Here is a 20,035-nt window from a genome sequence, read left to right as displayed (position 1 = left end):
CGCCGCGGCAAGATCGCGGCGGGGACGTTTTTGAGGATCGCTGAAGGATGGCCGATCCCATGTCCCAGCGCAGCATCGTCATCGCCGGCGGCGGGACCGCGGGCTGGATGACCGCGGCCGCGCTCGCGCGCTTCTGCGGGCGCGGCTGGGCGATCACGCTGGCCGAGTCCGACGAGATCGGCACGGTCGGCGTGGGCGAGGCGACGATCCCGATGATCCGCCTGTTCAACCAGGCGCTCGGCATCGACGAGGCGGAGTTCCTGCGCGAGACGCAGGGGACGTGGAAGCTCGCCATCGAGTTCGACGGCTGGGGTGCGCCGGGCGAGCGGTACATGCATGCCTTCGGGCAGGTCGGGCGCGGGCTGGGGCTGCTCCCCTTTCACCATTACTGGCTGCGCGCCCGCGCCGCGGGCCGGGCAAGGCCGCTGGGCGACTATGTGCTCAACGATGTCGCGGCCAAGGCGAACCGCTTCGCGCATGTCGAGCGCGCGGCGGGCAGCGCCTTGCCGCCGATGCCCTCTGCCTTTCACTTCGATGCCGGCCTCTACGCCGCCTATCTGCGCCGCTATGCCGAGGCGCGGGGCGTCTCGCGGATCGAAGGGCGGATCGAGGGCATCGAGCGTGGCGGCGAAAGCGGCGATATCGCGGCGTTGGTGCTGGCGGACGGCGTGCGCGTCGCGGGTGATCTGTTCGTCGACTGCTCGGGCTTCCGCGGCCTGCTGATCGAGGGCGCGCTCGAGACCGGGTTCGAGGATTGGGGGCATTGGCTTCCGTGCGACCGGGCGCTCGCCGTGCCGTGCGAGCGTGTCGAACCGCTGATCCCCTATACCCGCGCGACAGCGCGCTCCGCCGGCTGGCAATGGCGCATCCCGCTCCAGCACCGCACCGGCAATGGCTATGTCTTCTCCTCCGTGCATATCGGCGAGGACGAGGCGGCGTCGGTGCTGCTTGCCAATCTCGATGGCGCGCCGCAGGCCGATCCGCGGCTTCTCAAGTTCCGTGCGGGCAAACGGCGCAAGGCGTGGAACCGCAACGTTGTCGCGATCGGGCTGGCCTCGGGCTTTCTCGAGCCGCTCGAATCGACCAGCATCCATCTGATCCAGAGCGGCATCACCCGGCTGCTCGATTTCCTGCCCAATGGTCCGGTCGCGGCTGCGGATCGCGACGCGTACAATCGGCTGACGGATTTTGAGATCGAGCGGATTCGCGATTTCGTGATCCTCCACTATTTCGCCAACCGTCGAGATGATCCCTTCTGGGAAGCGCAACGTCACATGGCGCTTCCCGAAAGTCTCAACTTCCGCCTCGACATGTTCCGTTCGAGCGGCCGGATCATCCGGGAGGCCGACGAGTTGTTCGACGTCCCCGGCTGGATCCAGGTGCTGGCCGGGCAAGGGATCGTGCCCGATCGCTGGCACCCGCTCGCCGACGAATTGGGCGCCGACCAGCTCGATCAGTTCCTCGCCACCGTGGCCGATGCCTATGCGCGCGATGCCGCGCGCATGCCCGGCCATGCCGATTATCTCGCGCGCTTCTGCGGCGCGCCTTCCACCCTCAGCCAGTCGAGTATCGCATGAGAAGCCTCGCCCTCGCTTTGACCTTGCTTGCCGGAACCGCAGCCACTGCGCAGACTACAACCCCGGCCGAGCTGCGCGCCCGCACGCCCGAGGTGGAGGTGCTCTACTTCCTTCTCCCCGACCGGTTCGAGAATGGCGACCCGTCGAACGACAAGGGCGGCCTCAAGGGTGATCGCTACGCGACGGGGTTCGACCCGCAGCACAAGGGGTTTTTCCACGGCGGCGACCTTGCGGGCGTGATCAAGCGGCTCGACTATATCCAGTCGCTCGGCGCGACGGCGATCTGGCTGGGGCCGATCTACAAGAACAAGCCGGTGCAAGGCGGGCCGGGCGAGGAATCCGCCGGCTATCACGGCTACTGGATCACCGATTTCACCCGCGTCGATCCGCATTTCGGCTCGAATGCGGAGATGAAGGCGTTCGTCGACGCGGCGCACGCCCGCGGCATCAAGGTCTATCTCGACATCATCACCAACCACACGGCGGACGTGATCCAGTATCGCGAATGCCCGAAGAGCGCGTGCGCCTATCGCAGCCGCGCCGACTATCCCTATCAGCGCAAGGGCGGGGTGGAGGGGGCAGCAATCAACCCGGGCTTCCTCGGTGACAGCGTGCAGACGCCGGATAATTTCGCGAAGCTCACCGACCCGGCCTACGCCTATACGCCGTTCGTGCCCGAGGCGGAGCGGAACGTGAAACTGCCCGCCTGGCTCAACGACCCGATCCATTATCACAATCGCGGCAACACCACCTTTCGCAACGAAAGCTCGACGATGGGCGATTTCGTCGGGCTGGACGATCTGATGACCGAGAGCCCGCGCGTGCTGCAGGGGTTCATCGACATCTATGGTGCGTGGATCGATCACTTCGGGATCGACGGCTTCCGGATCGATACCGCCCGCCACGTAAATCCGGAGTTCTGGCAGGGCTTTTCCAAGGCGATGATCGAGCGCGCGAAGGCGAGGGGGATTCCCAATTTCCATATCTTCGGCGAGGTTGCGAACGACGGCGACGTCGGCGACCTCGCACTGCATACGCGCGTGCATCAGCTGCCGAGCGTGCTCGATTTCGGTTTCCGCGCCGCGGTCCAGCACACCGTGGCGGGCGAGAAGGGGCCGGACGTGCTCGCCGCCATGTTCGACCGCGACGCGCTGTATGAGGGCGGCGCGGAGGCTGCGCTGCGGCTGCCCACCTTCATCTCCAATCATGATCACGGCCGCTTCTCGACCGATGTGCGCAAGGCCTTCCCCAAGGCGAGCGACGATGAGGTGCTGGCGCGGGTGAAGCTCGGCCATGCGATGCTGTTGCTGTTGCGCGGCGTGCCGACCATCTATGCCGGCGATGAGCAGGGCTTCGTCGGCGACGGCAACGATCAGGATGCGCGCGAGGACATGTTCCCGAGCAAGGTCGCGATCTTCAACGACAACAGGCTGCTCGGCACGACCAGGACCACGGCGGAGTCGAACTTCGACACCGCGCACCCGCTCTATGCCGAGATCGCGAAGCTCGCCGCGATCCGCAAGGCGACGCCGGGGCTGTCGCGCGGGCGGCAGGTGACGCGTGCCTATGACGAGAAGCCGGGTCTGTTCGCGGTCTCGCGCTTCGACCCGCAGACCGGCGCCGAGGTGCTGGTCGCGTTCAATACCAGCGGCGCACCGATCACCCGGCAAGTGGAGGTGGGCGTCGGCTCCTCGGTCTTTACCGGGCTTGTCGGCCAGTGCGCGCCGAGCGCCAGCGCGCCGGGCAGCGTTACCGTCACCTTGCCGCCCTTCGGCTATGTCGCCTGCGCCGCCTCGGGAGGCGCCAAGTGAGCGAGCCCTCGCGCATGCCCGCGAGCGAAGCGCGCCGTGACTGGTGGCGCGGCGCGGTGATCTACCAGATCTATCCGCGCAGCTTCGCCGACACCAACGGTGACGGGATCGGCGACCTGCCGGGCGTGGCCGCGCATCTCGATCACGTTGCCGCGCTCGGCGTCGACGCGATCTGGCTTTCGCCCTTCTTCACCTCGCCGATGCGCGACTTCGGCTATGACATCGCCGACTATTGCGGGGTCGATCCGGTGTTCGGCACGCTTGCCGATTTCGATGCGGTGATAGAGAAGGCGCATGCGCTGGGCCTCAAGGTGATCATCGACCAGGTCTATTCGCACACCTCCGACCAGCATGCGTGGTTCCGGGAAAGTCGCGCGAGCCGCGACAATGCCAGGGCCGACTGGTATGTCTGGGCCGACGCAAAGGCGGACGGTTCGCCGCCGACCAACTGGCAATCGGTGTTCGGCGGCCCGGCCTGGACCTGGGACGCGCGGCGCGGCCAATATTATCTGCACAATTTCCTGAGCGAGCAGCCCGATCTCAACCTGCACAATCCCGAAGTGCAGGACGGGGCGCTGGCGGCCGCGAAGTTCTGGCTCGACCGTGGGGTCGATGGCTTCCGCGTCGATGCGATCAACTTCGCGATGCACGACCCGCTGCTGCGTGACAATCCGCCTGCGCCCGATACCGGCGCGGCGCGCACGCGCCCGTTCGACTTCCAGCAGCACATCTACAATCAGAGCCATCCGGACATTGTCGGCTTTCTCGAGCGGCACCGCGCGCTGACCGACAGCTATGGCGGGCGGTTCACCGTGGCCGAGGTCGGCGGGCCGACGCCCGAGGCCGAGATGCACGCCTTTACCGAGGGGCAGGGGCGGCTCAACAGCGCATACGGCTTCGACTTCCTCTATGCGAGCAAGCTGACCCCCGCGCTGGTCAAGAAGGCGGTCGAGACTTGGCCCGACACGCCGGGCACCGGCTGGCCGAGTTGGGCGTTCGAGAATCATGACGCGCCGCGCGCCGTGTCGCGTTGGGTCGATGCCGAGCATCGCGGCGCCTTTGCTGCGATGAAGATGCTGCTGCTGATGTGCCTGCGTGGCAACGCCATCCTGTTCCAGGGCGAGGAGCTGGGGCTGACTCAGGTCGAGATCGGCTTCGACCAGCTCCAGGACCCCGAGGCGATCGCCAACTGGCCGCTGACGCTGAGCCGCGATGGCGTGCGCACGCCGATGCCGTGGCGGGCGGATGCCGCGAATCTCGGCTTCACCAATGGCAAGCCGTGGCTGCCGCTCGGCCCCGATCACGCCGCCCTCGCGGTGGATCGGCAGGCCAGGGAGAACGGCTCGCTGCTCAATTTGACGCGCGGGTTGATCGCATTGCGCGCCGCCAATCCGGCGTTGCGGAGCGGATCGATGGAGGTGCAGGAAGTGGGCGAGGCACTGCTCGTCTTCACGCGCACCGCCGACGGGCAGGCGCTGACTTGTGCGTTCAATCTGGGCAAGACGCCGCTGGCGTGGCATCCAGCCCAGCCGGACCGGTTCCGCGTGCTGGCGGCGGTGAACGCTGCCGCCCCGGGGTCGCTGCCCGCCTATAGCGGGTTGGTGCTCGAACAAATCGCCTGAGAAGATGGCGGCGTAACAGGAGAGTGTGATGAGCAGGTTGATCGCGCTGACAGCGTTGACTTCGATGATGGCGATGCCGGCGCTGGCGCAGGGCGTGGTGCAGAACACCGCGCTGAAGGAAGGCGGCGTCAGCGCGGCCTCGCCCGACGGCAAGCTCCGCGTCACCGTGACCGTCGATGGCGACGGGCGGCCGCACTATGCCGTCGCGCGCAACGGCAAGGTGCTCATCGAGCCGTCGCGGCTGGGCTTCCTGCTCACCGATGCGCCCAAGCTCGAGCGCCGCTTCGCGATCGAGAGCCAGGCGACGACCTCAGCCGATACGACCTGGGAGCAGCCCTGGGGCGAATGGAAGACGATCCGCGATCGCCACACCGAGTTCCGCGTGCGCCTCAAGGAGACGACCGCGCTCGCCCGCGTGATGGACGTGGTGTTCCGCATCTTCGACGAGGGGGTCGGCTTCCGCTACGAATTTCCCGATCAGCCCAACCTCAAGCACGCCAACATCGCCGACGAGCTGACCGAGTTCGGGATCGCCGGCAACGGCACCGCATGGTGGATTCCCGCGGGCGAGTGGAACCGCTATGAATATCTCTACAACCGCACGAAGATCGCCGAGGTCGGGCAGGCGCATACCCCGATCACCGTGAAGCTCGAGGACGGCACGCATATCGCGTTCCACGAGGCGGCGTTGGTCGACTATTCGTCGATGTGGCTGCGGCGCGTGACCGGCACGCGGCTCAAGGCGCAGCTCTCGCCCGGGGCCGGCCCGGCCAAGGTGGTCAAGCAGGGTCCGTTTACCACGCCCTGGCGCACCATGGTGATCGCCGACGATGCCGCGGGCCTCTACACCGGCAGCCGCATGACGCTGAACCTCAACGAGCCCAACAAGCTCGGCGACGTCAGCTGGGTCAAGCCCGGCAAGTTCGTCGGCGTGTGGTGGAACATGATCAAGGGCAAGTGGACCTGGGCGCGGGGTCCCCAGCACGGCGCCACCACCGCGAACGTGAAGCGCTATATCGACTTCGCCGGTGCGAACGGCATTCCCGGCGTGCTGGTCGAGGGCTGGAATGTCGGCTGGGACGGCGATTGGTTCGGCAACGGCACCGACATGGATTTCGCCGGCCCGACCGAGGATTTCGATGCCGAGGCGCTGGCCGCCTATGCCAAGTCCAAGGGCACCGCGCTGATCGGCCATCACGAGACCGGCGGCTCGGCGAGCCATTACGACAAGCAGCTCGACAAGGCCTTCGCCTGGTCGGCGGCGCATGGCCAGAAGGTGGTCAAGACCGGCTATGTCGCCGATGCCGGCCAGATCGGCCGGGTCGATCCCGACGGCTCGGAGCATCGCGAATGGCATGACGGCCAGTGGATGTCGAACCACCATCTTCGCGTCGTGCTGGCCGCGGCGAAGCACAAGGTGAGCGTCGATCCGCACGAGCCGATCAAGGATACGGGCCTGCGCCGCACCTATCCCAACTGGCTCGCGCGCGAAGGTGCGCGCGGGCAGGAATATATGGCCTGGGCCGGCAAGAACCCGCCCGAGCACGAGGCCAACCTCGTCTTCACCCGCATGCTGTCGGGGCCGATGGACTTCACGCCTGGCATCCTCAGCCTCAAGGGCGAGAAGGACAGCGACATCCCCTCGACTATCGCCAAGCAGCTCGCGCAATATGTCGTGATCTACTCGCCGGTGCAGATGGCTGCGGACGAGCCCGAGGTCTATGCCAGGCTGATGGACGCGTTCCAGTTCATCAAGGACGTGCCTGTCGACTGGGCCGATACGCGTATCCTCAATGGCGAGGTCGGCGACTATGTGACGATCGCGCGCAAGGACCGCAGCAGCGCCGACTGGTATCTCGGCACGGTTACCGACGAGAGCGGCCGCAATCTGGAGGTCGCGCTCGACTTCCTCGACCCGGGCAGGACCTATACCGCGCAGATCTATCGCGATGCGCCGGACACGCGCTTCGACAGCGACACGCGGCACAAATACGTGATCGAGACGAAGAAGGTGAAGCGCGGCGACAAGCTGGTGCTGGCGCTCGCGCCCGGCGGCGGGCAGGCGATCCGGTTCGCGGCGCGGTGACCTAATTCCTCCCCTGAGCCCGCTCAGGGGGGACCGCCGGAGGCGGTGGAGGGGCCGCCCCGCAGAGGGCGGTATCCGGCTGAAGCGGTTCCGCCGTCTTCGCGGCGGCCCCTCCGTCATCGCTTCGCGATGCCACCTCCCCTGAAGGGGGGAATATTACCCCCGCACCCACTCCACCTTGGGATCGTTGAAGTCGATCACGTCGGCCAGCTCCCACACGTTGCGATAGCCATAGCCGACCAGGTTGATGAAGGTCTGGATGTTGAGCGCCAGCGGACGCGCCTTCATCGGCACGGGCCGCGTGCGGTTCGAGAAATTGTTGTTGCAATAGATCAGGATGCGGCGGTGGACGTTCGGCCCGACCGTCTCCGCCAGCGACTCCGCGTTGAAATCGGGGAAGGGCAGGTTGACTGCGCCCTTGATATGCCCCTCGCGAAAGGCGCTTTCGGACCTCGCGTCGAGCAGCAATGTGCCGGGCGACGCGGCTTCCGCCTTGAACCGGTCGAATGGAAGCAGCCGTTCTGCGCGCAACGTGCGCACGTCGCCGGTGAGCCGCTGGAACCCCGGATAGTCGATCTGCGGATTGCGCGCTTCGTCGTCACGCGACTGGCCGAGCGCGGGCGTCGCGGCGCCCAGGCCGACGAAGGACAGGAACAGGCGGCGGTCCATCGAGAGTGCTCCGGTTGGCGATAGCGTAACGATCCTGCGCCCCGATCACTGTCTGTCGCATGAACCGTTGACGCGGCGCGGGCTGCGGCGCAGGTCTCACCTGTAACCAAGGGGGCGCATATGGCTGGCGGATTGTTTCGGACCAAGACGGTGAAAGGCGCGGCGGAGCATGCGCCCGAGCATCGCCTCGCCGCCACATTGAGCTGGCCGCACCTCGTGGCCCTCGGCGTCGGCGCGATCGTCGGCACCGGCATCCTGACTCTGATCGGAGTCGGCGCGGGCAAGGCCGGACCCGCCGTGATCCTGTCCTTCGTCATCGCCGGCGCGATCTGCGCCTGCGCCGCGCTCGCTTATGCCGAGATGGCGACGATGATGCCCGCTTCAGGCAGTGCCTATACGTACAGCTATGCCGTGCTGGGGGAGATCATCGCCTGGGTGGTCGGCTGGTCGCTGATCCTCGAATACTCGCTGGTGGTCAGCACCGTGGCGGTTGGCTGGTCGGGCTATGCGGCGCCGTTGCTGAACGCCTGGGCGGGCGTGCCGATGGAGCTGATGGCCGGGCCGCATGCGAAAGGCATCGTCAACCTGCCCGCGATCTTCATCATCGCGGTGGTCGCGGGGCTGCTCTGCTTCGGCACCAAGGAGAGCGCGACGCTCAACGCGGCGCTGGTGGTGGTCAAGATCATCGCGCTCGCGGTGTTCGTTGCGGTGGCCTTGCCCTACTTCAACGGCGCCAACCTGGAGCCGTTCGCCCCGTTCGGTTTCGCCAAGACCGTGTCGCCCGACGGCGTCGAGCGCGGCGTGATGGCGGCGGCGGCGATCATCTTCTTCGCCTTTTACGGCTTCGACGCGATCTCGACCGCGGCCGAGGAGACCAAGAACCCCGGCCGCGACCTCGCTATCGGCATCGTCGGATCGATGATCGCGTGCATCGCCATCTACATGCTGGTCGCGGTGGCGGCGGTCGGCGCGACGCCGTTCACGCACTTCGCCAACAGCCCCGAGCCGCTCGCGCTTATCCTCCGTGATCTCGGCCGCCCCGGCTTTGCGACCTTCCTCGCCGTCTCCGCGGTGATCGCGCTGCCCACCGTGCTACTCGGTTTCCTATTCGGTCAAAGCCGCATCTTCTTCACCATGGCGCGAGACGGGATGCTTCCCGTCGGCCTCGCCAAGGTGTCCAGCCGGGGGTCGCCGGTGCGCATCACCCTGTTCACGGCCGCGATCGTCGCGGTGATCGCGGGCGTGCTGCCGATCGACGAGATCGCTGCGCTCGCCAATGCCGGGACGCTCGCCGCGTTCACCGCGGTGGCGGTGTGCATGATGGTGCTGCGCCGCCGCGCGCCCGATGCGCCGCGCCTGTTCCGCACGCCCTTGTGGTGGCTGGTCGGCAGCGGCGCGGTGCTGGGCTGCATCTATCTGTTCTTCAGCCTGCCCATGAAGACCCAGCTGTGGTTCCTCGCGTGGAACGCGCTCGGGGTTGTCATCTACTTCGCCTATGCGCGCCCGAGAGTGAGCAAGCAGGGGGTCGAGTGAGCGGCTGGCATATCGGGATCATCGGCGGATCCGGACTCTACGATGTCGAGGGGATAGAAGACGGCGAATGGGTGAGCGTGGCGTCGCCCTGGGGCGATCCGTCCGACGCGATCTTCACCGGGCGGATGGGGCATGCGCGGGTCTCGTTCCTGCCGCGGCACGGGCGCGGGCACCGCATTTCGCCGTCTGAGCTCAACAGCCGCGCCAATATCGACTGCCTCAAGCGCCTTGGCGTTACCGATGTGCTCGCAGTCTCGTCCGTGGGCGGGCTGACCGAGGAGCGCGCGCCGGGCACCTTCACCATCGCCGATCAGTTCATTGACCGCACCAAGGGCCGCCCGTCGAGCTTCTACGGCAGCGGCATGGTCGCGCATGTCTCGATGGCCGATCCGGTCTGCCCGCGCCTTTCGCGGCTGGCGACCGATGCGGCGCGGGCGGCCGGGGCCGAAACCCATGAAGGCGGCACCTATCTAGCGATGGAGGGGCCGCAATTCTCGACCCGCGCGGAGAGCCATCTCTATCGCAGCTGGGGCTGCCACATCATCGGCATGACCGCGATGCCCGAGGCCAGGCTCGCGCGTGAGGCCGAGCTGCCCTATGCGCTGGTCGGCATGGTGACCGACTATGACTGCTGGCGCGAGGAAGAGGCGGCGGTCGATGTCGCGCAAGTGATCGCGCAGCTCTCGAGCAATGCCGCCAAGGCACGCGCGATGGTGACGGGGTTGCTTCATGCCCTTCCCGAGATCCGCACGCCATCGCCGATCGACACCTGCCTTGATACGGCGCTGATCACCGCGCCGTCCGCGCGCGATCCCGCGTTGCTTGCGAAGCTCGACGCGGTGGCGGGCCGGGCGCTGGGCTAGAGGACGCGCTTACCCGCCATGCCGCGGGCATTACCCCGCGGGGGACTGGCCGAGCGCGTCACGAAGGGTTTCAATCGCTCAACTCTCGTGAGGAGGGCGAATGACCGATCCGGATCCCTTCCCGAATGCCGCATTGCCTTCGCGGCGGCAGCTGCTCGGCGCCGTCGCAGCCGCGGCGCTGGTCCCCTCATCTGCCAAGGCCCGAAACCGAACCGTGTCCCGCGATCGATGGGACGTCATCGTTGTTGGCGCGGGCGTGTTCGGCGCATGGGCCGCCTGGAACCTGCAGCGCAGGGGCAAGCGGGTGCTGCTGGCCGATGCGTGGGGCGTGGGGCACAACCGCTCTTCGTCGGGCGGGGAAACCCGGCTGATCCGCACAGAATATGCCGGCAACGCACTCTACACCCGCTGGGCGTGGGAATCGCTCGCCGAATGGCACGCGCTGGGCCGGCGGCACGAGGCACGGCTGTTCCACAAGACCGGGGCGCTTTACCTCTATCCCCAGGATAGTGCGCAGATCGACCGCAGCATCGCGATGCAGCGCGCGCTGGGCATCCCGATCGACAGGCTCGCCGCGCCCCACATGGCAAAGCGCTGGCCGCAGATCGACTTTAGCGGGATCGCGGTTGGGGTGATGCAACCCACCATGGGCGCGCTGATGGCCCGCAACAGCGTGCAGGCGCTGGTCGGCGATTTCGTGAAGGCTGGCGGGAGCTTTCGTCAGTTCGCGATCGATCCGCCGCGCGGGAGCCTTTCCGTGCTGGATACGGTCACCGGAACGGGGGGTGAGGCGTTGCGCGCGGAACAATTCGTCTTCGCCTGCGGCCCGTGGCTGCCCAAGCTGTTCCCGGACGTGGTGGGCAGCCGGATCGTGCCGACGCGGCAGGACGTGTTCTTCTTCGCCCCTGCCCCCGGCGATGTGCGGTTCGATGGTGCGCACCTGCCCGCATGGGTGGATGTGAGCAGCAAGGACCTGCACTACGGCTTTCCCGATATCGAAGCGCGCGGGTTCAAGATCGCGCTCGACGCCCACGGGCCCAGATTCGATCCCGACGGCAGCGACCGCCGGATCACGGACCAGGCGCTGGCGGATGTTCGCGCCTATCTCGCGCACCGCTTCCCCGATCTCGCCCGGCGCCCGCTCGCCGATTCGCGGGTCTGCCAGTATGAGAACACCGACAACGGCCATTTGCTGATCGACCGGCATCCCGCCTGGGCCAACGCGTGGATTGTGGGCGGCGGGAGCGGGCACGGCTTCAAGCATGGCCCCGCCGTGGGCCGCTATGTCGCCGATCTGGCGTTGGGGACGGGGGCGGCAGTGCCCGATCTCATGCTCGCCGCACACCGGCCGCATGGCTGAGGATGCGCTGGACAGGGAGGAAGCGCGCATGGCCGACAGAGAGGACGCGAAGCTGAATCGCCGCGATGCGTTGGCCGCAGCCGGTGCGTGCTTCGCGATGCTGAGCCAGAGGGCACTGGCCGCGACGGAGGCGCTCGGTGCGCGCCCGAAGCCAGCCTATGCCAAGGACAGCGAGGCCCAGGGAATGATCGAGGTGAAGGGAATCCACGCCGGCAAGGGCAAGGGCGGGGTCAAGATGTTTTCCTTTGCCGGTGCGCCGAAGCCTGCCCACTTCCTGATCTACGACCTGTCGCCGGGCGGGAGCGAAGGGACGCATGTCCACTTCCTCGACAACCGCAACAACGAGGGGTCGTTCGACGAATATTACTACATCATCAGCGGGCGCGGGCAGATGGAGATCGACGGCGAGATCGTGCCCGTCGTAGCGGGCGACCATGTCCATACGCCGCTGGAAGTGGCGCACGGGATCGAGAATACCCACCCGACCGAGAATCTGCGCGTGTTCCTGACCTTCATCAAGCGGGGGGACGAGCCGTCGCCGATGCGGCGCGCCACCCCGCAAGGCTGATCATGCCCGGTTCAGCCGCGGTCGGCTGCGGCGATGCGTGCCAGGATTTCCCGCCTACGGTCGTCGGTCGCCGTCGACCATTCGGCGATCTCGCCCAGGGTGCGACGGCATCCCTCGCACAGCCCGTCCTTCATGCGACAGATGTTGACGCACGGGCTCGCGATCCCGGGGAGCGGGGTGAAGTCGAGGAAATCGTCCCCGTCTTCGGCTGCGGTCACGCGGGGGGAATGGTGAAGTTGAGGAAGTCGGGAACGGGGCCGTTCCAGCCATCATCCGGCCCGTCGTCGAACGAGTCGCGGCGGTGGTCGCGATCACGGCGCGGGCGCTCGTCCCGGCGCGTATCGGCCTTTGCTTCGCGTCGCCGTTCGTCCTTGCGCGGCTCGCGCGCTTCTTCGCGGCGTTCTTCCTTGCTCGGCTTGTCCTGGGGCTTCCGGTCCGATTTGGGCTTGTCGGCCTTCCGGCCGCGGCTCTTCTTCTCTACCGTCGCTTTCTCGGTAGCTGGAAGCTCGCCGACCCGTTCGATCTTCTGGCCTTGCAGCTTCTCGATATTGTCGATCGCCTCAGCGTCGGCAGGGCTTACCAGCGTGTAGGCGGTGCCCGTGGCGCCCGCGCGGCCGGTGCGGCCGATGCGGTGGACATAATCGTCCGGATGCCAGGGCGCGTCGAAGTTGAAGACGTGGCTCACGCCCTTGATGTCGAGCCCGCGTGCCGCGACGTCGCTGGCGACGAGGATGTTGACATCGCCCGCCTTGAACCGCTCGAGCTCGGCGATGCGCGAGGCCTGGTCCATGTCGCCATGGATCTCGGCCGAGCGATAGCCGTGCTTCTTGAGGCTCTTGTTGAGCTCGCGCACCGTGGTCTTGCGGTTGCAGAAGATGATCGCGGTGCGCACGTCCTCGGCGCCGAGCAGCTGGCGCAGCGCCTTGCGCTTCTCGAATGCGCTGTTGGCGACCGGTACGAGCCGCTGGGTGATGTTGGTGTTGGTGCTCGCGGGGCGTGCCACTTCGATCGTCTTGGGGTTCGACAGGAACTTGTCGGCCAGCTTCTTGATCGGTGGCGGCATCGTCGCCGAGAACAGCAGGGTCTGACGATTGGCCGGCAGCTTGGTGCAGATATTCTCGATATCCGGGATGAACCCCATGTCGAGCATGCGGTCCGCCTCGTCGATCACCAGCAGGTTGCAGCCGGTGAGCAGAATCTTGCCGCGCTCGAACAGGTCCATCAGGCGGCCGGGCGTGGCGATGAGGACATCCACGCCCTTTTCCAGCGCCTTGACCTGATCGCCCATCTGAACGCCGCCGATGAGCAGCGCCATGCTGAGCTTGTGGTGCGTGCCGTATTTCTCGAAATTCTCGGCGACCTGCGCGGCAAGCTCGCGCGTCGGCTCGAGGATCAGGCTGCGCGGCATGCGCGCGCGGCTGCGGCCCTGCGCGAGGATATCGATCATCGGCAGCACGAACGAGGCGGTCTTGCCCGTGCCCGTCTGGGCGATGCCGATCAGGTCGCGCATCATCAGCACCGAAGGGATCGCCTGGCGCTGGATCGGGGTCGGGTCGGTATAGCCGGCCTCTGTGACGGCCTTCAGCAATTCGTCAGAGAGGCCGAGATCGGCGAAGCTCATCCAGATGTCCGGAAAGAAGGGGCAAAGGCCCGCATTAAACAGCCGGGCGCATTGATGAAATGCGCCGCAAAGTCAAGGTAAACCGGATACTAGCGCTGCGGGACCAGCGTGCGGAACGCCTTGATCCGGCATTCGCCGCCCGATCGCGAGCGGAATGCGTCGCGCTTGGCGCAGACCATCCCGTCCTTGGTCGGCTTGACGTAGAAGCCGGTGTAGAAATCCAGCGCGGGGCACTCGTTGCCCAGCCGCGCACGCACGCGCTTGCCGCCCGACAGGAACAGGTCGACGCTGTCCGGGCGCGTAATCGTGGCACCGGCCAGGCTCTGGATCTTGACGCACTTGTCCGAATCCTTCTCGACCCAGGCGATCGGCGGCAGCGGCGCGGCCGGCGCGGAAACACGGCGGACGGAGTCCGGGCGCGGCACCCGAATCACGAAATGCTGCTGGATACGCACCTGCGCGAGCCGCGCCGTGCCGGTGGCGGCAGGTGCGGCCTTTCGTCCCTCCGCGGGAGGAGCTGAGGGCAACAACAGCGCAGTCGTGGCGGCAAGCAGCAGATTCACCATTACACCATGCCCCATAGCGTGGGCGCTTGAACAGTGGATGAATTGCAGGCCGGGGCGCCCGATGGTAGCGCCGCCGCATGACGGCGGCGCAGCAGATACTGATCGATGCAGTGACGGCGCGGTTCGGGCCGAAGGCCGCGTTGACCGATGCGGATGCCATCGCGCCATGGCTGAACGACTGGCGCGGGCGCTACCACGGTGCAGCGGGGGCGATCCTCCAGCCCGATTCGACCGATGCAGCGGCGGCGATGGTGGCGCTGGCCGCGCACCATGGTGTCGCGCTGGTCCCCCAGGGTGGCAATACCTCGATGGTCGGCGGTGCGACTCCGCCCGCGGACGGATCGGCGTTGATCCTTTCGCTGCGGCGGATGAACCGGGTGCGGCGGATCGATGCCGCGGCGAACCTCGCCGAGGTGGAGGCGGGCGTGATTCTCGCCGATCTTCATGCCGCGACGTTGGCGCAGGGCCGGCGCTTCCCGCTGACGCTTGGCGCGAAGGGCAGCGCGACCGTAGGCGGGCTGGTCTCGACCAATGCCGGCGGCACGCAAGTGCTGCGTTTCGGCACGATGCGCGGGCTGGTGCTGGGGTTGGAGGCGGTGCTCCCGGACGGAAGCGTTCATCAAGGCCTCGCCGCGCTCAAGAAGGACAATCGCGGCTACGACCTGAATCAGCTGCTGATCGGCGCGGAGGGGACGCTGGGTGTGGTGACCGCAGCAAGTCTCATGCTGGTGCCGGCAGTGCGCGCGCGCGCCGTCGCATGGGCCGGCGTCGCCTCGCCGCATGCCGCGCTCGCGCTGTTGCGCGCACTAGAGGCGGCAACCGATACGATCGAGAGTTTCGAGATTGTCCCCGCCCCTTCGCTCGACGCCGTGCTGCGGCACATCCCCGGCACCCGCGCGCCGTTGCGGGAGAGGCACCCCTGGCATGTGCTGATCGAAGCGGTGACGACCAGCGCCGATCAGGAGCCGCCTGGGGCGCTGCTCGAACGGCTGCTCGGCTCGGCGCTCGAGCGCGGCCTCGTCGCGGACGCGGCGATCGCGGCGAGCGAGGCGCAGGCGGAAGCCTTTTGGAAGCTGCGCGAATCGATCTCCGAAGCCGAGCGCGCCAGTGGTCCGGCCCTGCAGCATGACATATCGGTCCCGGTGGCAGGGATGCCCGATTTCATGATTGACGGCGCCAAGGCGGTCGAGGCGCGCTTTCCGGGCGTGAGCGCGGGCGCGTTCGGTCATCTGGGCGATGGCAACGTCCATTTCCACGTTCGCGCGCCGGCCGGCAGCCCGACCGATTGGGCCCGGGCAAACGCGGAGGTGATCAGCCCATTCGTCCATGATCTGGTGGTCGCGGCGGGCGGATCGATCTCGGCCGAGCACGGCATCGGCCAGATGAAGCGCGACGAACTGGCGCGGCTTTCCTCGCCCGCAAGGATGTATGCGCTAGCCGCGATCAAGCACGCCTTCGATCCTCGCAACTTGTTCAACCCCGGCAAGCTCGTTTCCCTTGCGCCGGAGCGCCCGGGCCAATAGACCGCGGCAGTTTCATTCCCAGGAGAGTTTCATGGCCAGCGCGCCGCAAGCACAGGGTCTTCCGCTTTTCTACAATGATCTCCAGCCGCTTTCGAGCGAACTGCACGGCAGCTGGCGCATCCGCCAGGCCAATTCAGCGCCATTCATGGCGACTCAGCACGCGATCCCGCTGACGGTGGAGGAGTTCCCCCTGGTGCAGCGCAGCATGCCGATCGTCTTCTCGGTCGGTGACGATTCGGTGCCGCTGGGCCTGATGGGGCTGAACGAGGGCGTCAATGTCTTCTTCGGCGCCGATGGCAAGATCAAGGAAGGCGAGAATCTGTACATTCCCGCCTATATCCGCCGCTATCCCTATCTGCTCGCGCGCCTGCGCCCGGATTCGGAGGAGCTGTCGCTCTGCTTCGATCCGACTTCCGACACGATCGGCGCCTTCGACGAAGGCGATGCGCTGTTCGAGGACGGCAAGCCGACCGAGCTGGTCCAGAACATCCTCAAGTTCAACGAGGAGTTCGAGATCGCGGGGCAAAAGACAAATGCGTTCCTCAAGGAACTCAACGATATGGGCTTGCTGATGGACGGAGAAGTGGCGATCCAGCCCGAAGGTTCGGAACAGCCCTATATCTATCGCGGTTTCCGCATGGTGGACGAGAACAAGCTCAACGAGCTGCGCGGCGACCAGCTGCGCAAGATGGCGCAGAACGGCATGCTGCCGCTGATCTATGCACATCTCTTCTCGCTCGGCCTGATGCGCGAAATCTTCGCGCGCCAGCTTCAGCAGGGCAACGTCGCGCCACAGATCGCGCCCGCCGCCTGATTTCCGCGCGCCCTGCCGCGAACGGCGGCAGGGGCGCGGCGTTTTCTTGCCTTCGGGATCATGCCACCCGATATGCGCGTCGCACCTGTCCTGCAGGCGATTCTCCGCCGCAGATGAAGGATTTGGCGGGCAAACCTCTTCCTTTCGTCGCATTTTCGATCGTGGCCTTGAAGCCACGGTCAACCCCTCCTATATCTCTGTCAGTACGGTTTCGTGTCCCCCCTTTCGCGGAACCGTGCGGCACGCCCTCGGGCGTGTCTCCTCCCTGAACCTTGGCCGCCCGGTGGCAACGCCGGGCGGTTTTTTTGTGCTGCGTCTGCCTTGCAGGCGGAAGAAGTCGCGAGATTCCTTCTGTGCGAACTGGCGTCGAGGTCCTATTGCGCCGCCGCGGCGAGCGGCAACGCCTCGTCCGCGATCGAATCGATGATCCGGCGAAGCAGCGCCGCGGTCGAGTCGAAGCCAGGGCCGGGCTGGTCGCGGCGGCGGTCGAGATAGAGGGTGCGGTCGATCTCGAGTTGAATGGCGTGGATGTTCGCCGCCGGATCGGCGTGGCGATCGAGGACATGGCCGCCCGCATAGGGCGTGTTGACTGCCGTCCGCACGCCTGCCGCATGGGCCACTCCCTCGATCCGCCCGATGAAGCGCGCGGCGGCGGAGCGGCCGAACCGGTCGCCGATCACCACACGCGCGCCTCCGGTGGCAAGGGGCGGCATCGAATGGATGTCGAGCAGCACTGCGACCCCGAACCGGCCGCGCGCGGCCGCCAGCGCCGTCGCGAGCGCCGCATGATAGGGGCGGTGGTCGCGTTCGATCCGCTGGCGCACCTCTTCGTCGGCGAAGCGCCGGCGCCACAGATCGGCTCCGCCCACGCGACGGGGGACAAGGCCAAGGCCGCTACGCAGCTTGAGCGACATCGCGCTCTCGGGCATCGGCCCGGCGCCCTCGTCGATCCGCGGATCGCGATCATGCTCGGCCCGGTTTAGGTCGATCCAGGCCCGCGCGCGGTTGGCGATGAACAGCGTCTCCGCTCCACGCGCCGCCAGCGCCAGCGTGTCCGCATGCCGGTCCTCCAGTGGGAGCAGGCCGGCGAGCGGTACGCGGAGCGCCGCACGCAGGGGCAGCGGATAGTCGCGCCCGGCATGCGGCACCGACAGCACCACGGGGGAGGCCGGTATGTCCGGCCCGTGGCGGTCGAAGGATGGGGCGGCGCTCACGAATCGACCCTATGCGGGCGGCGCGCTCGCGGCAACGCTTCCGTTCCACCGGCGCGCGGCTGGAAAATCTTAAGCCCTTCGGGCATAATCTGTTTCTTGGCGGCGGTTCCGGATTCGAGGGGCCGGCGCAGCGCGTACAGCGCGACAAGGGGTAGGGATGATCAGGATTCTTCTAGCCGAGGACGATCGGGTGATGCGCGAGTACCTCGCGCGCGCCCTCGAGCGTTCGGGCTATTCGGTTACCGCCGTCGATCGCGGCACGGCGGCGCTGCCGCTGATCGAGGCCCAGCGCTTCGACCTGCTGCTGAGCGACATCGTGATGCCCGAGATGGACGGGATCGAGCTAGCGCAGAAGGCGGGCGAGATCGCGCCCGACATGCGCGTGATGTTCATCACCGGCTTCGCCGCGGTGACGCTGAAGGCCGGCAAGCAGATTCCCTCGGCGCGCGTCCTCTCCAAGCCCTTCCACCTGCGCGACCTGGTGCTCGAGGTGGACCGCCTGTTCGAGATGGAGCAGGTTCCCAGCCGGAATTGATTCGGGTGCTTGCATGGGTGGTCGGCCCCCGCTAAACGGCCGCTTCCCGAGATTCGCCGCAAGGCAATCGCCAAGCGGTTTCGGGCGCGTAGCTCAGTGGTAGAGCACTGTGTTGACATCGCAGGGGTCGCAAGTTCAATCCTTGCCGCGCCCACCATTACAAAAGCCCCGGAAAGCGTTTCGCTTTCCGGGGCTTTTCGTTTGTGATCGGGGCAGATGGGTGCCTCCGCCAGCCGCTACGCCCCCGGTCGCGCCCAGTCGCGGTTGATCGCGAGCGCGGCCAGCGTGCAGGCTGCGCCGGAGAGTAGATAGGCGCCCACCGACCACAGGCCGAAATTGCTCGCCAGAAAAAGCGCGACCAGCGGCGCGAAACCGGCGCCGATCAGCCAGGCGAGGTTGGCGGTGGTCGCCGCGCCCGTATAGCGGCGCTCGCTCGAGAAGCTGGCATTGACCGCGCCCGACGACTGGCCGAAGCCGAGGCCGAGAAGGATGAAGCCCGCGATCATATAGACCGTCTCGCCGAAACCGCCTGCACCCAGCAGCTGAGGCGCGAAGCCGCTATAGGCACCGATCAGCACCGCCGAGACGCCGAGCACCGCACGCCGCCCGACGCGGTCGGCGATGAAGCCGGATGCGAGCATGGCGAGAACGCAAACCACGGCACCGACGATCTCGATCACCAGGAACCGCTCCGCCGCCTCACCGGTGTTCAGCCGAATCCAGGAGAGCGGGAAGACGGTGACGAGATGGAACAGCGCGAAGCTGGCGAGCGGCGCAAACGACCCGAGCACGATCGTCCGCCCTTCCTCGCGCACCGTTTCCCAGAAGGGCGCGGGCTGAAGCTCGCGGCTCTCGAACAGCCGCTCGAATTCGGGCGTCGCGACGAGGCGGAGGCGGGCGAAGAGGGCAACGACGTTGATCGCGAAGGCGACGAAGAAGGGATAACGCCAGCCCCAGGAGAGGAAATCCGCGTCCGACAGCGTCGACATGAAGAAGGCGAACAGCCCCGCCGCCACGATCAGGCCGAGCGGCGCGCCGAGCTGCGGGATCATCGCATACCAGCCGCGATGGTTCGGCGGCGCGTTGAGCGAGAGCAGCGAGGGCAGTCCGTCCCACGCGCCGCCCAGTGCGATGCCCTGCCCGATGCGCAGCAGCGCGAGCACCCAGACCACCGCCATGCCAGCCTGATCGTAGCTGGGCAGGAATGCCATCGCCATGGTCGACCCGCCGAGCAGGAACAGCGCGATGGTGAGCTTCACGCCGCGGCCATGGTTGCGATCGATCCACATGAAGATCGCAGAGCCGAGCGGGCGCGCGATGAACGCGAGCGAGAACAGCGCGAAGGAATAGAGCGTTCCCGTCAGCGGATCGGCGAAGGAAAAGATCAGCGACGGGAAGACCAGGACCGAAGCGATGGCATAGACGAAGAAGTCGAAGAATTCGCTGGTGCGGCCCACGATCACGCCGATCGCGATCTCGCCGGGGGCGATCTTGTGCTCGCGGGCGCTGACGAGACGGGCGTCGCGCTCGAGCGGAGTCGAGGTTGATGCGGCGATCGGTGCAGTCATATGGCTTTGCTCCGGCAGCTTCTTCGATATTATGGCGTTTCAACGTCCGCTGCACCAGAAAAGCGCCGCGACGGGGATAGGACAAAATGTCCAATGTCGGCGCGG

General features: G+C 66.9%; 17 protein-coding genes and 1 tRNA gene. 12 read left to right on the top strand and 6 right to left on the bottom strand.

Annotated elements, in window-relative coordinates:
• Positions 1–47: 47 nt before the first annotated feature.
• From VGD28_RS01940 to VGD28_RS01925, 4 genes are read left to right on the top strand one after another with little or no spacing between them, the layout of a single operon-like run.
• A complete protein-coding gene (locus VGD28_RS01940) occupies positions 48–1,577 on the top strand; it encodes a tryptophan halogenase family protein (RefSeq protein WP_331026647.1) in 1,530 nt (509 codons plus the stop codon).
• Positions 1,574–3,388 (top strand): alpha-amylase family glycosyl hydrolase, encoded by a 1,815-nt coding sequence (locus tag VGD28_RS01935; protein WP_331026646.1) that lies wholly within the window; start codon positions 1,574–1,576, stop codon positions 3,386–3,388. Before VGD28_RS01940 ends, VGD28_RS01935 begins: the two co-directional genes overlap by 4 nt.
• Positions 3,389–3,402: 14 nt before the next feature.
• A complete protein-coding gene (locus VGD28_RS01930) occupies positions 3,403–5,010 on the top strand; it encodes an alpha-amylase family glycosyl hydrolase (RefSeq protein ID WP_331026656.1) in 1,608 nt (535 codons plus the stop codon).
• A 28-nt stretch (positions 5,011–5,038) separates the two neighbouring features.
• On the top strand, positions 5,039–7,096 hold the full coding sequence (locus VGD28_RS01925) for a glycoside hydrolase family 97 protein (protein WP_414714453.1): 2,058 nt from the start codon (positions 5,039–5,041) through the stop codon (positions 7,094–7,096).
• 156 nt (positions 7,097–7,252) lie between these two features.
• Here VGD28_RS01925 and VGD28_RS01920 read toward each other — a convergent pair whose 3' ends face one another.
• Positions 7,253–7,765, bottom strand: coding sequence for a rhodanese-like domain-containing protein (locus VGD28_RS01920; RefSeq protein WP_331026645.1), 513 nt, complete (start codon positions 7,763–7,765; stop codon positions 7,253–7,255).
• Positions 7,766–7,885: 120 nt separating this feature from the next.
• Here VGD28_RS01920 and VGD28_RS01915 point away from each other — a divergent pair, with 120 nt between their 5' ends.
• The 4 genes from VGD28_RS01915 (at position 7,886) to VGD28_RS01900 (ending at position 12,089) form a co-directional block, all read left to right on the top strand.
• Positions 7,886–9,298, top strand: a complete 1,413-nt coding sequence (locus VGD28_RS01915; protein ID WP_331026644.1) for an amino acid permease — start codon at positions 7,886–7,888, stop codon at positions 9,296–9,298.
• Complete coding sequence (gene mtnP / locus VGD28_RS01910) at positions 9,295–10,161, top strand: S-methyl-5'-thioadenosine phosphorylase (RefSeq protein ID WP_331026643.1); 867 nt, start codon at positions 9,295–9,297, stop codon at positions 10,159–10,161. Before VGD28_RS01915 ends, mtnP begins: the two co-directional genes overlap by 4 nt.
• Positions 10,162–10,261: 100 nt before the next feature.
• On the top strand, positions 10,262–11,521 hold the full coding sequence (locus VGD28_RS01905; protein ID WP_331026642.1) for an FAD-dependent oxidoreductase: 1,260 nt from the start codon (positions 10,262–10,264) through the stop codon (positions 11,519–11,521).
• Between the two features lie 28 nt (positions 11,522–11,549).
• Positions 11,550–12,089 carry a cupin domain-containing protein gene (locus VGD28_RS01900; RefSeq protein ID WP_331026641.1) on the top strand — a complete coding sequence of 180 codons (540 nt, stop codon included), beginning with the start codon at positions 11,550–11,552 and terminating at the stop codon, positions 12,087–12,089.
• An 11-nt stretch (positions 12,090–12,100) separates the two neighbouring features.
• Here the strand turns inward: VGD28_RS01900 and VGD28_RS01895 are convergent, their stop codons facing one another.
• The 3 genes from VGD28_RS01895 to VGD28_RS01885 form a co-directional block, all read right to left on the bottom strand.
• Entirely contained in the window at positions 12,101–12,307 is a 207-nt protein-coding gene (locus VGD28_RS01895) for a DUF1289 domain-containing protein (protein WP_331026640.1), read from the bottom strand.
• The gene (locus VGD28_RS01890) at positions 12,304–13,710 is read right to left on the bottom strand and encodes a DEAD/DEAH box helicase (protein WP_331026639.1); all 1,407 of its coding nucleotides are present in this window, start codon (positions 13,708–13,710) and stop codon (positions 12,304–12,306) included. The genes VGD28_RS01895 and VGD28_RS01890 overlap by 4 nt, the downstream gene beginning before the upstream one ends.
• Before the next feature lie 89 nt (positions 13,711–13,799).
• Entirely contained in the window at positions 13,800–14,276 is a 477-nt protein-coding gene (locus tag VGD28_RS01885; protein ID WP_331026638.1) for a hypothetical protein, read from the bottom strand.
• A gap of 77 nt (positions 14,277–14,353) precedes the next feature.
• On the opposite strand from VGD28_RS01885, the gene VGD28_RS01880 reads away from it, so the two are divergent.
• Both VGD28_RS01880 and VGD28_RS01875 read left to right on the top strand, forming a co-directional pair.
• A complete protein-coding gene (locus VGD28_RS01880; protein ID WP_331026637.1) occupies positions 14,354–15,799 on the top strand; it encodes an FAD-binding oxidoreductase in 1,446 nt (481 codons plus the stop codon).
• Positions 15,800–15,830: 31 nt separating this feature from the next.
• The gene (locus tag VGD28_RS01875; RefSeq protein WP_331026636.1) at positions 15,831–16,613 is read left to right on the top strand and encodes a SapC family protein; all 783 of its coding nucleotides are present in this window, start codon (positions 15,831–15,833) and stop codon (positions 16,611–16,613) included.
• A 374-nt stretch (positions 16,614–16,987) separates the two neighbouring features.
• On the opposite strand, the gene VGD28_RS01870 is transcribed toward VGD28_RS01875, so the two are convergent.
• A complete protein-coding gene (locus VGD28_RS01870; RefSeq protein ID WP_331026635.1) occupies positions 16,988–17,827 on the bottom strand; it encodes an N-formylglutamate amidohydrolase in 840 nt (279 codons plus the stop codon).
• 157 nt (positions 17,828–17,984) lie between these two features.
• On the opposite strand from VGD28_RS01870, the gene cpdR reads away from it, so the two are divergent.
• Together cpdR and VGD28_RS01860 are read left to right on the top strand one after the other, a co-directional pair.
• The gene (cpdR, locus tag VGD28_RS01865; protein WP_331026634.1) at positions 17,985–18,362 is read left to right on the top strand and encodes a cell cycle two-component system response regulator CpdR; all 378 of its coding nucleotides are present in this window, start codon (positions 17,985–17,987) and stop codon (positions 18,360–18,362) included.
• Between the two features lie 82 nt (positions 18,363–18,444).
• Positions 18,445–18,519: transfer RNA gene (locus VGD28_RS01860), tRNA-Val, on the top strand.
• A 79-nt stretch (positions 18,520–18,598) separates the two neighbouring features.
• Here VGD28_RS01860 and VGD28_RS01855 read toward each other — a convergent pair.
• Positions 18,599–19,930 (bottom strand): MFS transporter, encoded by a 1,332-nt coding sequence (locus tag VGD28_RS01855; protein WP_331026633.1) that lies wholly within the window; start codon positions 19,928–19,930, stop codon positions 18,599–18,601.
• Positions 19,931–20,035 lie beyond the last annotated feature (105 nt).

The organism is Sphingomonas sp., from assembly GCF_036402235.1.
GTDB lineage: Bacteria > Pseudomonadota > Alphaproteobacteria > Sphingomonadales > Sphingomonadaceae > Sphingomonas.
The sequence above is the reverse complement of the archived record's forward strand: the minus strand, read 5'-3'. Positions and strand labels throughout refer to the sequence as shown.

Coding starts and splice junctions, on each gene's coding strand:
- VGD28_RS01930 (WP_331026656.1), top strand. CDS start 3,403: ATGCCCGCGAGCGAAGCGCGCCGTGACTGGTGGCGCGGCGCGGTGATC.
- VGD28_RS01920 (WP_331026645.1), bottom strand. CDS start 7,765: ATGGACCGCCGCCTGTTCCTGTCCTTCGTCGGCCTGGGCGCCGCGACG.
- cpdR (WP_331026634.1), top strand. CDS start 17,985: ATGATCAGGATTCTTCTAGCCGAGGACGATCGGGTGATGCGCGAGTAC.
- VGD28_RS01935 (WP_331026646.1), top strand. CDS start 1,574: ATGAGAAGCCTCGCCCTCGCTTTGACCTTGCTTGCCGGAACCGCAGCC.
- VGD28_RS01915 (WP_331026644.1), top strand. CDS start 7,886: ATGGCTGGCGGATTGTTTCGGACCAAGACGGTGAAAGGCGCGGCGGAG.
- VGD28_RS01855 (WP_331026633.1), bottom strand. CDS start 19,930: ATGACTGCACCGATCGCCGCATCAACCTCGACTCCGCTCGAGCGCGAC.
- VGD28_RS01925 (WP_414714453.1), top strand. CDS start 5,039: ATGAGCAGGTTGATCGCGCTGACAGCGTTGACTTCGATGATGGCGATG.
- VGD28_RS01900 (WP_331026641.1), top strand. CDS start 11,550: ATGGCCGACAGAGAGGACGCGAAGCTGAATCGCCGCGATGCGTTGGCC.
- VGD28_RS01880 (WP_331026637.1), top strand. CDS start 14,354: ATGACGGCGGCGCAGCAGATACTGATCGATGCAGTGACGGCGCGGTTC.
- VGD28_RS01875 (WP_331026636.1), top strand. CDS start 15,831: ATGGCCAGCGCGCCGCAAGCACAGGGTCTTCCGCTTTTCTACAATGAT.
- VGD28_RS01885 (WP_331026638.1), bottom strand. CDS start 14,276: ATGGTGAATCTGCTGCTTGCCGCCACGACTGCGCTGTTGTTGCCCTCA.
- VGD28_RS01940 (WP_331026647.1), top strand. CDS start 48: ATGGCCGATCCCATGTCCCAGCGCAGCATCGTCATCGCCGGCGGCGGG.
- VGD28_RS01905 (WP_331026642.1), top strand. CDS start 10,262: ATGACCGATCCGGATCCCTTCCCGAATGCCGCATTGCCTTCGCGGCGG.
- VGD28_RS01890 (WP_331026639.1), bottom strand. CDS start 13,710: ATGAGCTTCGCCGATCTCGGCCTCTCTGACGAATTGCTGAAGGCCGTC.